Below are 13,582 nucleotides of genomic sequence, written 5' to 3' on the forward strand. Positions count from 1 at the left end.
GAATGATCAGAAAACAAGATGTTTTTGCAGGTTAAGATATTTTGGCAGCAATATTGCCCTGATATACAAAATGGCATCATACGAAATGATCGGGATTTAAAGAAAATCACTTCGATACTGATACTTTGTTAATCCTTTTTCAATCCAACGTGGAAAAACGTATCAATATCGAAATCGGTTTTCTCATATCCCGATCGTTTCATATGGGAACCGTTCATATACTGGGATAAAAGTGCCGCTAGAATGTCATATTTTTTTAGTGTCGTTCACTTTTCAATATTGCACTCTGCGTGCCAGCTCAATCAATTACAAGATATTTTTTACGATTTCTTCGAAAACAGCCGTGTGCTTGTCGATATCAGCCTGGCTGGTTTCAGCAGTGATCAGCGCCATATTGTGGAACGGGGTCATGAGGATTCCCCGGTTGAGGCTAGCTAGATGCATGTACTGATCCAGCTCAAAGTCAACGGCAGCTTCTGCCTGCCCGCCGTTTTGCGCAGGCTCTTTGCGGAACCAATATTCGGTTCTGCATCCCAGCTGTGTGGTGTTCCAGGGAAGATCGTATTTATCAATAACGCCCTGAACGCCTTCATTGAACCGCGCGGCCAGGGGGATATTTTTGTCATAAAATTTCTCCGTCAGGACTTCACTGAGGACAGCGCGCATAGCGTGCATACTCAGCGCGTTGGCAGCCAGCGTTCCGCCGATTCCGCCGATGTCGCACAGCTCCGGAGGAATGGCCGCCGCTGCTTTTGCACCCAGATCAGCGCTGAATCCGTAAGCTGCGGCGGGAATACCCGCGGCAACCGTTTTGCCGACAACCACCATGTCCGGCTCGAGTCCGTACGCTTTGGTGCATCCGCCTACACCGGCGCAGATGGTATGGGTTTCATCAATGATTAAAAGTGTGCCGTATTTTTTCGTCAATTCCCGCAGCTTTTCATGGTAGCCCGGCTGGGGATGAACGATGCCGCAGTTGGTCATGACCGGTTCTGCCAGAACAGCTGCAACATCTTCGTCTTTCAGGGCGTCTTCCAGAGCCTGAACATCGTTCCACTCGATGACCTTGGTGGTAATGGCAGGGTCGCATTGAGGCCCCAGGCTTCCAGGTTTGGCCACCGTCTTTCCAGTGGTTTCATCAATGATCGCTACCGTTTCGTCCACAGTACCGTGATAGCACCAGTTGTAAACCACGACTTTAGGCCGCTGAGTGACCTCTCTTGCAAGACGCAGAACGAAACGATTGGCGTCCGTGGCGCTGGTGGCGAACTGCCAGTATTTCATGCCGAACCTTCTCTGCAGTTCTTCCGCATTCCAGACGGCATCCTCAGTGGGCAGCATGAAAGTGGTCCCCTGGGCAGCGTATTCCGAAATGGCCTTGACGGCGGGCTCTGGAGCATGTCCGATCATGGAGCCTGTATCTCCCAGACAAAAATCCAGATAGTCATTGCCGTCCACATCCTGGAAATGGGCGCCTTTGGCTTTGGCCACAAAGACGGGATAGCTTCCGGCCCACTTGGTCATCCAGTTCATGGGAACGCCCTGCAGCAGGCTGTCTTGGGCTTTTTTATAAAGCTCGCCGGATTTCTTGTGTTTTTTTTCAAAGAGCTCCATTTCTTTTTGATACTGGGCCTTTAATTTTTCGCGATTGATCTCTGTCATTTTTTAATTCCTTTCTCTTTAATAATATAGGTCGGAAGGACCTTTATATTCCTGTATCGTATTTCCGCCATCGACGACCAGCGCTTCGCCGGTGATATAGGAGGCTTCTTTGGATGCAAGGAACACGATGGCGTTGGCGACCTCCTCAGGTTTGGCGCTCCGCTTCATGGGCGTATTGAGCCCTGCGGCTGCCTCGGCTTCCGTCTGGGAAGCGGTTTCGATCCAGCCTGGAAGTATGTTGTTGACGGTAATGTTATGAATGCCCGATTCAATGGCCAGGGCACGGCTCATGCCGATAATGGCAGCTTTGGCGGCACTGTATGCAGCCTCGCCTGGATTGCTCACGATCGGTCCAGTTACAGAGGAAACGTTGACGATTCTTCCGTAATTGCCTTTTACCAGGCAGGGAAGAACCTCTTTCGTCACATTGAAACAAAGGGTCAGATTGCGGTTAATGGATATATCCCAGCTTTCGTAGGTAATGTTAAGCATTTCCGAAAAATCTTCTTCCTGGCCCACTTGAACCATACCGGCATTATTGATGAGGACGTGGATTTCTCCAAAATCTTCGACCACCTGGCCGACCATGTCTGCTGTCTGGCCGCGGTCCATCAGATCGGCAATGTAGCCTTTTGCCGTAATCCCCAAGGCCTCCAGTTCTCTGACCCGGTCGAAGATCCGGTCCGTGGTGGCAGTTAGCGCGATCTTTGCCCCCAGATTGCCGAGAATTTTTGCTGTGGAAAAACCGATTCCCGCTGGGCTGCCGGCACCGGTTATAAGACATACCTGCCCCTCAAAATTTACAAATGATTGAACCATGTTCAAATACCTCCTTATGGAAACGTACGTTAACTTGTAAGTGCACTGTCCATATAGAAAGCAAGAACTGTGCCAGATAAAGCGCTGCCAGTTAAAAGAAGATAAACAGGGACCAACAGACGATAATCGGCGATAAATCTGCCGGTAATTTGTCATATTTGACAAATTACCAGTCAAAATTGATAAACGGGCCGGATAAACGTTTTACTTAAAAAAGCAATGATTGTTTATTTTGAAGAAGGCTTGCGAAAGGGTATACCAAGATACTGAGTGAGAGAAAGAACCAGTTTTTGTGCGATGACATCGATATGACCGATAATCCACTGGGCATCGTCGTAATTGTCGTGGTAAGCAAGCTCGATCAAATTGGCAGGGGCCTTTACCCGACGCAATTCAGCCAGAGAAATATTGGGAATTGTAGCGACCAGGCTGGGATTGGGGTAGATTTTTCTCAGATTATCTGCGAAAAAGTCAGCTGCCCGCTGACCGGAAGCACGGTCGGCATAATAGTATACATCCGGGCCCTGAATTGCGCCGGATAGATTTTCCGGAGCGGCGTTAGAGTGAAGGGCCAGATGAAAATCATAGTCACCGGCGTTGGACTGGTCGATGACCTGAGACAGCGTATCGTAAGGATTATTGCGGGTAAAGTCGATATCACTTGCGCGAAGATATGGAACCATAGCATCGACAATCAAATTCATGTAGTATTCTTCGTTTCCGGTACCAGTCACATACTGGTTATAGTCCTGAACGGAAGGACTCAGATAAATGCTGGGCATAGGTATTCCTCCTTTTTCTTAATAATATGTAGAAAGATTAAAAATGTGATTTCCAACAGACTAACAGAAGTATAGGAGAAACCCGGACCTTACCCTTAATTTTCTTGCTGCATAAACTTGCAAACTTTAGAATTCTATGATAAAATTATACGGTTACATTTACATGTATGATTATAACTGAAATGCACGGAAAGAAAGCAGGAAAAAGCAGCAATGACAGAAAGACAACAAATTATTAATATAGCGGTGATCGCACACGTCGATGCAGGGAAATCCACCTTGGTTGACGCATTTTTAAACCAAAGCGGCGTTTTCCGGGAGAATCAGGATGTGGTGGACTGCGTCATGGACAGCGACGATATCGAACGGGAACGGGGAATAACTATTTATTCAAAAAACTGTTCGGTTATGCACGACGATGTGAAGATCAATATCGTTGATACACCGGGTCACGCGGATTTTTCTTCAGAGGTGGAACGGATCATGAAAACGGTGGACACGGTTATTTTGCTGGTGGATTCCAGCGAAGGACCCATGCCCCAGACCCGCTTTGTACTGAAAAAATCCCTGGAGCAGGGTATAAATCCCATTCTCTTAATCAACAAAATCGACAAAAAGGATGCGCGGATCGAAGAAGTAGTGGATGAGGTCTATGAACTGTTCATGGACTTGGAAGCCAACGACAAGCAGCTGGATTTTCCTATCCTGTACGGAATCGCAAGGCAGGGAATCGTTGTTTACGACCCCAAGGACGCCGAAGGCATCGAGGTCGGCGCAGAAGACAAGAAAGCCAGGAAAACCGCTGCCGGCATGAACGGCCTGGACATTATGCCCCTTTTTGACACCATCATCAAACATGTGGAGCCGTACCCGGATCTGAATAATGAGCCGCTGCAGCTTCAAATCTCCACTTTGGGGTATGATGATTATATAGGAAGATTGGGAATCGGCCGAATTACCAAAGGAGTCCTGCGGGAAGCCCAGACTGTAGCCGTAGCTAAAGGAGACGGCAGCATCGTACAGAGGAAGGTCAATCAAGTGTTCATTTATAGGGGACTTAAACGGGTACCGGTAAAAGAGGCTCAGTCCGGCGACATTGTGGTTGTTTCCGGTATTGCAGACATCTCCATCGGAGAAACGATTTGTGATGAGAAAAATCCTCACCCCATGGAAATGATCCACATTGAAGAACCCACTCTGTCGATGAACTTTATGGTTAACAAAAGTCCCTTTGCCGGAAAGGTGGGCAAATTTGTAACCTCTCGTCATATCAAAGAAAGATTGGACAAAGAGCTGGAGGTCAATGTGGGACTGATGGTGGAAGAAACCGATTCCACCGATTGTTTCAAAGTCTCTGGAAGGGGCGAACTGCACCTGTCCATCCTCATTGAGAATATGCGAAGAGAAGGCTATGAGCTGGCGGTTTCCAAGCCCGAAGTCATCATGCGCAGGAATGAAAAGAACAAGGTGCTGGAGCCAATGGAAGAAGTGATTATCTCCGTTCCTGATGAATATACCGGCTCCGTCATTTCCAAGCTCAACTTGCGAAAGGGCGTCATGCGGGAGATGGGTGCGGAGAACGGATATACAAGGATGGAATATCTGGTTCCCACAAGAGGTCTTTTGGGATATCGGACCGAATTCATCAATGATACCAGAGGCGAAGGCACCATGGTGCGCCGCTTCGATGGATTTGATGAATACAAAGGTGATATTCCTCAGCGAACCAACGGGGTCGCCATCGCCCAGGAGGAAGGAGTCGCTACTCCATATGCGCTCTTTAACATCGGTGAGCGGGTGCAGATGTTCATTGAACCGGGAACAAAGGTCTATGAAGGCATGATCATCGGTATGAACAGCCGCAGCGAAGACATGGTGGTCAACCCGTGCAAGGCAAAAAAAGCGACCAACATGCGGGCTGCGGGAAGCGATGATAATATTAAGCTGGCGCCGGCCAGACAGTTCACCCTGGAAGAAGCGCTGGAGTTCATCGATGACGATGAACTGGTGGAGATCGTTCCCGACGATATACGGCTGCGTAAAAAGTTATTAAAAGAGCTGGACCGCAGACGAAGCGGGAGAAAAATCGACTGATTGGTCAGTTAGGAGGTCATGATGTTTGACAATTTATCTGTCTCCGATGCAACTGTGGAAAAGTTGATCAATGTAGGTATTTCGCTGATCATATTGATCGTTGGATACATCGTCATTAAGATCGTGCTGCATGTGGCCAAAAAAACCCTGGAACGCTCTTCTTTGGATCCGGTGCTGTACCGATTTATCCTTAGAATAACGAAGATTATCATGTGGATCATTTTGCTTTTGATGATCATGGAGCGGTTTGGTTTTAAGATGAACAGTCTGATCACTGTGCTGGCGGCAGCGGGCGCGGCTATTGCTCTGGCCCTGAGGGACAGTTTGGCAAATGTGGCAGGAGGTATCATGATTCTCATCAACAAACCCTTTGCGCAAGATGATTATATCGACATCAACGGCACGACGGGTCAGGTGAGGGACATTGATTTGTTTGTGACGCACCTGAAGACCTATGACAATAAGGTGATCACCATCCCCAACGGTATGGTCAACACATCGGTTTTGATCAACTACACCAAAGAGAACAAGCGGCGAGTGGATTGCTGCTTTAACATCGGATACGACGACGATATCAAACAGGCGAAGGATATCCTGGCAGCCATTGCCGAATCCCACCCTGCGATATATCGAGATCCGCAGCCTATTATCGGGGTCGCGGGTCAGAAAGACAATTGCATTTCCATTGATATGAAAGTATGGTGCGAGACCGACAATTACTGGGACGTAAAATACTTCCTGGAAGAGAACGTAAAGCTTGCGTTCGATGAAGCGGGCATTACCATTCCGTTCCCGCAGATGGACGTTCATATCAAGAAGAAATAAATAGTGGCGGTAAGCCGCTGAGAGTGATAAAATATTAGGAAACGTAAAAGAAAGGAGACTCCGAATATGGAACAAAACAAAAAGTTTAAGAGAGTGTTAGTGGCGAACAGAGGAGAGATCGCCATTCGAATATTCAGAGCCTGCAAAGAACTTGGCATCAGAAGCGTGGCAATCTATTCCGAAGAAGACAAAAACACGCTTTTCAGAACAAAAGCTGACGAGTCTTACCGTGTAGGAAAAGGTAAATCTCCGGTAGATGCTTATCTGGCTATCGATGAGATCATCGAGCTGGCGAAAGCCAAGGGCGTAGACGCCATCCATCCGGGATACGGATTCCTCTCGGAAAACGTGGAGTTTGCCAAAGCCTGTGAAGAAGCAGGAATTGTCTTTATAGGGCCTACTTACCAAATGATGGAGAATCTGGGAGATAAAATCCAGTCCAAGATCGTTGCAAACAAAGTCGGCGTGCCGACGATTCCAGGCGTAGAAGAAGCCATTCAGACGGAAGAAGACGCGGTCAAATACGCAGAGTTCTGCGGATACCCGGTCATGCTCAAAGCAGCGGCAGGCGGCGGCGGCAGAGGCATGCGGATCGTCAGAACTCCGGAAGAACTGCTTCCCCAGTTCCGCAGCGCCAAGAGCGAGGCTAAGAAAGCTTTCGGTATTGACGATATCTTTATCGAAAAATATCTGGAGCGGCCAAAACATATTGAAGTGCAGGTATTAGGCGATAATTACGGCAACCTGGTCCACCTCTATGAAAGAGACTGTTCTATTCAGAGAAGACACCAGAAAGTCGTGGAATTTACTCCGGCAATCTGTATTACGCAAGAACAGAGACAGAATATCTGCGCTGACGCTTTAAAAATCGCAGGAGCGGTAAACTACCGCAGCGCCGGTACGGTGGAGTTTTTGGTGGACAAAAACGGCGACCACTACTTTATCGAGATGAACCCGAGAATTCAGGTGGAACATACGGTAACAGAAATGACCACTGGTATCGATATCGTTCAGTCCCAGATTTTGATCGCACAGGGACACAAGCTGGATTCCGATGAAGTGAATATTAAGGGACAGGATTCCATCAAGCCGCGCGGCTATGCGATTCAGTGCCGTGTTACTACGGAGGACCCGATCAACGGATTTGCGCCGGATACGGGCGTCATCAGCATGTACCGCAGCGCATCCGGGTTCGGTATTCGTCTGGACGGAGGCAATGCCTTCACAGACTCCACCATTTCCCCTTATTACGACAGCCTTTTGGTTAAAGTCACTTCCTGGGCCAGATCCTTCAGGGATGCAACCAACAAAGCAATGCGCGCTCTGCGTGAAATGAAGATCACCGGAGTGAAAACTAACGCTGCGTTCCTGATGAACGTACTCAACCACCCGACTTTCCGCGCAGGCCAGTGCGATACCGGTTTTATTGCCGATAATCCGGAACTGCTGAATATCCGGGCAAGACAGGATAAAGAACTGAAAGTGCTTTCCTTCCTGGGAGATAAATTCATCAATGAGACTAAAGGCGTGAAGCCGGACTTCGATGTGCCCATCTTCCCGAGAATTAAGCAGGACGTTATCGACGGCCTTTCTGGAACAAAACAGATTCTGGATGAGAAAGGGCCGGAAGGGCTCGCCAAGTGGATCCTGGAGCAGAAAAAACTGCTGCTGACTGACACCACCATGAGAGACGCCCAGCAGTCCCTGATGGCAACAAGAGTAAGGACGGTGGATATGGAGAAAATCGCTCCTGCTACCGCCTATTATGGAAAGGATCTCTTCTCACTGGAAATGTGGGGCGGAGCTACTTTTGATACATCCTACCGTTTCCTGAAGGAATCTCCGTGGGAAAGACTGGATACTCTGCGCAAAAAGATGCCCAACATTCTGTTCCAGATGCTGATCCGCGGCGCCAACGGCGTAGGCTATAAAAACTACCCGGACAACGTAATCCGCAGATTCGTCAAAGAATCGGCAGATTCGGGAATCGATATTTTCCGTATTTTCGACTCCCTCAACTGGATCGAAGGTATGGAGATCGCCCTCGACGAAGTACTGAATCAGGGCAAGGTTGCAGAAGCATGTATCTGCTATACGGGAGACATTCTCGACGACAGAAAAGAAAAATACAACCTGAGCTACTATGTGAGAATGGCCAAGGAACTGGAAAAGAGAGGAAGCCACATCCTGGGAATCAAGGATATGTCCGGCCTCATCAAGCCGATGGCAGCCAGAAAGCTGATCGATGCGTTAAAGCAGGAAATCAGCATTCCAATCCACTTACATACCCACGATACCAGCGGCAACGGAATCGCTACCATTCTGATGGCAGCCAGCGCCGGCGTGGATATTGTGGACGCGGCTTTCAACAGCATGTCAGGACTGACCAGCCAGCCAGCGCTCAACTCAGTGGTTGCTGCTGTTGAAAACACAGAAAGAGAAACGGGCATTGATCCGGACGGTATCCAGAAGATTTCCGATTACTGGGCAGCCGTACGTCCGGTTTACAAGAGCTTTGAATCCGAACTTTTGGCAAGCTCTGCTGAAATTTACAAATACGAAATCCCCGGCGGTCAGTATTCCAACCTGAAACCGCAGGTGGAAAGCTTTGGCCTGGGCCATAAATTCGAAGAAGTAAAGGATATGTATAAGGCGGTCAATGAAATGCTGGGCGACATCGTCAAGGTAACGCCGTCTTCCAAGGCAGTGGGCGATATGGCCATTTTCATGGTTCAGAACGACCTGACGCCGGAAAACATTTATGAAAAAGCAAAGGATATCGACTTCCCTGATTCCATCGTTTCCTATTTTGAAGGCATGATGGGACAGCCGGAAGGCGGTTTCCCCGAGAAGCTCCAGAAGCTGGTTCTTCATGGAAAAGAGCCGATCACCTGCAGACCGGGCGAGCTGCTTCCGCCGGAAGATTTTGACGCCATTAAAAAACATCTGCAGGACGAACTGGGCCTGGAAGGTACGGAGAGAGAAGCGCTCAGCTACGCCCTCTACCCAAAAGTGTTCGAGGACTTTGTAAAGAGCCTGAAGAAGGAAGGAAACTTCCGTCTGATGGGCAGCGATATCTTCTTCCATGGTTTGTCCGAAGGCGAGACTTGCGAAGTCAAGATTGCAGAAGGCAAGGAGTTGGTGATCAAGCTGATCAATGCCAGAGATGCGGATGAAGAAGGTTTCCGTGATGTGGTATTTGAAGTAAACGGCAACCGCAGCGCGGTCAGAATCAAAGACAAGGATGCCAGCATCGTATCCACGGCTTCTCAGATCCTTTATGCCAATGCGGAAGATCCGTCTGAGATCGGAGCTAATATTCCGGGGAACATCCTCAAGGTTCTGGTCAGCGAAGGCGAAGAAGTGGAAGAAAAACAGCCCATCGCTGTTATTGAAGCTATGAAGATGGAGACCAATATTTTATCGCCGATGAAGGGATCCGTTGACAAGATCTATGTAAAAGAAGGTCAGCAGGTCAAAGCCGGCGAGCTGGTTGCCAAGTTAAAGTAACGATTGGAGCAGAGGAGTGTTGTTATGGGAGAAGGTATAATCGGGAAGTTTATCTATTTCTGGATATTCATTCTTGGCGGACTTTTGATCGGCAAGATGGTCGGCCTGACCAATACCACAAGTAATGTGGTCTGGCTGTGCATTTGTCTGGCGGTCACCTATGTGGGCTGGCAGTTTATCCGATCCAGATTGAAGAGAAACGCTGCCGCAAGGAAACCAGAACCCACCCCGAGGCGCAACAATCGTCACGGAAAAAAGAAACGATAATATTTACAAAGGCAGGCTGTCTGTGATTATAGGCAGCCTGCCTTTTTTGGGGATGTTTTTAAGGTGATAGACTGGTTGGGGGTGAGTAAAAGTTTTGTCGGGGAGGGGGAAAATTTAAAATTTAATCTTTTCCCGGGAAACCCGATTTTGGTGATTTGACAGAATCAGCTCTTTTAAATAAACCGCGAGAGGAACCATGGGCAAACAGCCGATAATGTGGTAATATGAAAACGGTAAAAGAGGTAGAAAAATGAAAATTTCTTTGATTGCGTTCACAAAGGCAGGAGCCAAAACCTGCCGCCATATTATAGAAAGCTGTGGAGAGGGAAACGAGTGCCTGGGATTTCAAAAGGGAAGTTTTCAGCCAGAGGAAGGATTGACGGTGGTTGAAGAGCCACTGGGTCAGTGGGCACAGGAAGCCTTCTACAAACAGGATGCTCTCGTTTTCATCGGTTCTGCAGGCATTGCAGTGCGGGCGATCGCCCCTTTTCTCAAAAGCAAACAAACCGATCCGGCCGTCCTTGCGGTGGATGAGCAGGGAAATTATGTGATTCCGCTGGTTTCCGGGCATATTGGCGGCGCCAACAAGCTGGCCTCCCATATTGCCGAAAGAATAGGGGCTGCCCCGGTCATTACAACGGCTACGGACATCAACGGCAGGTTTGCGGTGGACCAATGGGCGAGGGAAAACGACTTGCTGATCAGCGACATGAAGCTGGCAAAACAAATATCTGCCCATCTGCTGCAGGGAAAAGAAGTCGGCCTGGTCACAGCCTTTTCCATTGTGGGAAATCTGCCCAAGGGCTTGACTTACAAAGAGTCGCCCATTAACATTGAAGTATCGGCGGCCCGCAGGCCTGTTCGAAAAAATACGCTGCGGCTGATTCCCCAGGCGGTCGTTTTGGGAATCGGCTGCCGCAGGGGCATTTCCCGGGAAAACATCCAGACCCTGGCCGAACAAGTGCTGGATCGGGAAAACCTTTGCTGGGAAGCGGTTTGCCAAGTGGCATCCATTGACATTAAAAAAAATGAGCCGGGGCTATTGGAATTTTGCCAGGCCAAAAAGCTTCCGCTTCAAACTTACACGGCAAAAGAACTGGCAGCTGCTCGGGGCGAATTCAGTGAATCGGATTTTGTCCGGTCTGTGACAGGGGTGGACAATGTCTGTGAGCGGGCCGCTCTTTTAGCTTGCGGGAGAGGAAATCTGGCGGTAAAAAAACAGGTGAAGGATGGCGTGACCCTGGCTGTTGCCATAAAAGCACGGACCTATAGTATTTTACCATTGAATACGGCGTTGCCGCAGGGAACAGTTGGTTCATAGCGAAGACTTAAAAAAGGAGAAAGGTTATGGAATTAGTAAAAAGACCCAGAAGATTGCGGATGGACGGAAGGGTCAGAGACATGATCCGCGAAACAAGGATTACAAAGAAATCGCTGATCTACCCGATCTTTGTCGAAGAAGGGCAAGGCATCATAAGGGAAATCCCCACCATGCCGGGGCAGAAGCGCTACAGCCCCGATACCTTGCCAAAGGCCCTGGAAGAGGCCGCGGAAAAGGGAATTCAAAACATTATGTTTTTCGGCATTCCAAAACACAAGGATGAATGTGGAAGTCAGGCGTACTGCGATCACGGGATCATTCAGGAAGCAATGCGCGCAGGGAAAAAATACGTACCCCAGCTGCTCTATATCGGCGATGTATGTATGTGCGAATACACCAGCCACGGCCACTGCGGCATCATCAAGGGCGATTCAGTGGACAATGACAAAACCGTTCCTCTGCTGGCAAAGACAGCCGTATCCCAGGTAGCCGCCGGCGCCGATATGGTTGCGCCTTCCGACATGATGGACGGGAGAGTGGCGGCCATTCGCCAGGCCCTGGATGAGGCGGGATACATCGATACACCGATTATGTCCTACGCGGCCAAGTACGCATCCGCTTTTTATGGTCCCTTCCGTGATGCGGCCGGTTCGGACAACTTTAAGGGAAACCGGAAAACCTATCAAATGGACTGGCATAATCGAAGAGAAGCCCTGAAAGAAGTGGATACGGATCTGGAAGAAGGGGCGGACATCATCATGGTCAAGCCGGCATTGTCATACCTGGATATCATCCGAGAAGTGCGGGATCGGGTCAACGTTCCGGTGGCAGCCTACAGTGTCAGCGGCGAATATGCCATGATTAAGGCGGCCGGAGCCCAGGGAATGGTGGATGAATCTGCGATTATCGCCGAAACCACCACTGGAATTTACCGTGCGGGAGCAGAGATTTTAATCACCTATTTTGCAATGGAAATCGCTCAGATGATCGATGAAGGGAGAATTGGATAAATGACAAACACAACCAAATCAGCAGCGCTTTTCGCGGAAGCGCAGAACTATATACCCGGCGGTGTCAACAGCCCGGCCAGAGCTTTCCAGGCAGTCGGCGATACGCCCCGGTTCATCAAACGGGCAAAGGCCCAATATCTCTACGATGCCGATGACAACAAGCTGATCGATTACATCGGTTCATGGGGACCGATGATTTTGGGAAATAACCATCCGGCCGTGCTTAAAGCCGTACAGGAAGTGATCGAGGACGGTCTCAGCTTCGGCGCTGCCACAGAACGGGAAATTCAGATGGCAAAGCTGGTCTGCCAGCTTCTTCCTTCTGTTGAGATGGTCCGCATGGTAAATTCGGGAACGGAAGCCACCATGAGCGCCCTGCGGGCCGCCAGAGGCTATACAGGGAGAAACCGCATCATCAAATTCGAAGGATGCTATCACGGCCACAGCGACGGCCTTTTAGTCAAAGCCGGTTCCGGCCTCATCGCAGAGGGAGGAACGCCGGACAGCGCCGGTGTAACGCCTGGATGCGCCCAGGATACCCTGACCGCAAGATACAATGATTTTGAAAGTGTAGAAAAACTTTTCCAACAATATAAAGGGGAAATTGCCGCTGTCATTCTGGAGCCGGTGGCTGCCAATATGGGTGTGGTACCTCCGGAAAAAGGATTTTTAGAACAGATTAGAACCATTTGTACGGAAGAAGGGGCTGTGCTCATCTTTGATGAAGTCATCACCGGATTCCGCCTGTCCTTAGGCGGAGCACAGGAATTGCTGGGAATCACACCAGACCTTTCCACCTTCGGCAAGATCATCGGCGGCGGCATGCCGGTAGGCGCCTACGGCGGCAAGAAAGAAATCATGGAAGTGGTAGCCCCTCTGGGACCCGTTTATCAGGCCGGCACCCTCAGCGGAAATCCGGTCGCGATGGCGGCCGGCATCGCCCAGCTCACTTATTTGAAGGACCACCCAGAGGTTTATACCGTAATCGATAAGCTGGGAGAACGATTGTACGGCGGCTTGGCCCAGATTGTGGAAAAGGCGGGAGCTGCGTGCAGCGTCAATTATGTGGGTTCTATTGGAACGCTGTATTTCACAGACCAAAATGTGAGGGACTTCCAAACGGCAAAGACTGCGGATCTTGCCAGATACGCCGATTACTTTAAGTTTATGATGGAGCGGGGCCACTATTTCGCGCCGGCGCAATTTGAAGCTATGTTCCTGTCCAACGCCCACACAGAGGGCGATATTGATCGGACGCTGGACAGCGCGGCCCAGTATTTTGGAGTATAAGA

10 protein-coding genes are annotated in these 13,582 nt (G+C 49.4%); 7 read left to right on the plus strand and 3 right to left on the minus strand.

Annotated elements, in window-relative coordinates; all coding sequences use genetic code 11:
• Positions 1 to 306: 306 nt before the first annotated feature.
• The 3 genes from LG211_RS03985 to LG211_RS03995 form a co-directional block, all read right to left on the minus strand.
• Complete coding sequence (locus LG211_RS03985; RefSeq protein ID WP_148394579.1) at positions 307 to 1,662, minus strand: aspartate aminotransferase family protein; 1,356 nt, start codon at positions 1,660 to 1,662, stop codon at positions 307 to 309.
• 18 nt (positions 1,663 to 1,680) lie between these two features.
• Positions 1,681 to 2,481, minus strand: coding sequence for an SDR family NAD(P)-dependent oxidoreductase (locus tag LG211_RS03990; RefSeq protein WP_148394581.1), 801 nt, complete (start codon positions 2,479 to 2,481; stop codon positions 1,681 to 1,683).
• Positions 2,482 to 2,708: 227 nt separating this feature from the next.
• Positions 2,709 to 3,263 carry an N-acetylmuramoyl-L-alanine amidase gene (locus LG211_RS03995; protein ID WP_148394583.1) on the minus strand — a complete coding sequence of 185 codons (555 nt, stop codon included), beginning with the start codon at positions 3,261 to 3,263 and terminating at the stop codon, positions 2,709 to 2,711.
• Positions 3,264 to 3,476: 213 nt separating this feature from the next.
• On the opposite strand from LG211_RS03995, the gene typA reads away from it, so the two are divergent.
• The 7 genes from typA to hemL all read left to right on the plus strand — a co-directional run bounded on the left by typA (position 3,477) and on the right by hemL (position 13,580).
• Positions 3,477 to 5,357 (plus strand): translational GTPase TypA, encoded by a 1,881-nt coding sequence (typA, locus tag LG211_RS04000; RefSeq protein WP_148394585.1) that lies wholly within the window; start codon positions 3,477 to 3,479, stop codon positions 5,355 to 5,357.
• Positions 5,358 to 5,375: 18 nt separating this feature from the next.
• On the plus strand, positions 5,376 to 6,182 hold the full coding sequence (locus tag LG211_RS04005; RefSeq protein WP_148394587.1) for a mechanosensitive ion channel family protein: 807 nt from the start codon (positions 5,376 to 5,378) through the stop codon (positions 6,180 to 6,182).
• Between the two features lie 66 nt (positions 6,183 to 6,248).
• On the plus strand, positions 6,249 to 9,692 hold the full coding sequence (locus LG211_RS04010; RefSeq protein ID WP_148394589.1) for a pyruvate carboxylase: 3,444 nt from the start codon (positions 6,249 to 6,251) through the stop codon (positions 9,690 to 9,692).
• 24 nt (positions 9,693 to 9,716) lie between these two features.
• The gene (locus tag LG211_RS04015; protein WP_148394592.1) at positions 9,717 to 9,959 is read left to right on the plus strand and encodes a hypothetical protein; all 243 of its coding nucleotides are present in this window, start codon (positions 9,717 to 9,719) and stop codon (positions 9,957 to 9,959) included.
• Between the two features lie 250 nt (positions 9,960 to 10,209).
• Positions 10,210 to 11,280 (plus strand): cobalt-precorrin 5A hydrolase, encoded by a 1,071-nt coding sequence (locus LG211_RS04020; protein WP_269477027.1) that lies wholly within the window; start codon positions 10,210 to 10,212, stop codon positions 11,278 to 11,280.
• Positions 11,281 to 11,306: 26 nt separating this feature from the next.
• A complete protein-coding gene (gene hemB / locus LG211_RS04025; protein ID WP_148394596.1) occupies positions 11,307 to 12,290 on the plus strand; it encodes a porphobilinogen synthase in 984 nt (327 codons plus the stop codon).
• Positions 12,291 to 13,580, plus strand: a complete 1,290-nt coding sequence (gene hemL / locus LG211_RS04030) for a glutamate-1-semialdehyde 2,1-aminomutase (RefSeq protein ID WP_148394597.1) — start codon at positions 12,291 to 12,293, stop codon at positions 13,578 to 13,580.
• The last annotated feature ends 2 nt before the right edge of the window (positions 13,581 to 13,582 follow it).

Origin of the sequence: Hominibacterium faecale (assembly GCF_020734085.1) — a bacterium.
GTDB lineage: Bacteria > Bacillota > Clostridia > Peptostreptococcales > Anaerovoracaceae > Hominibacterium > Hominibacterium faecale.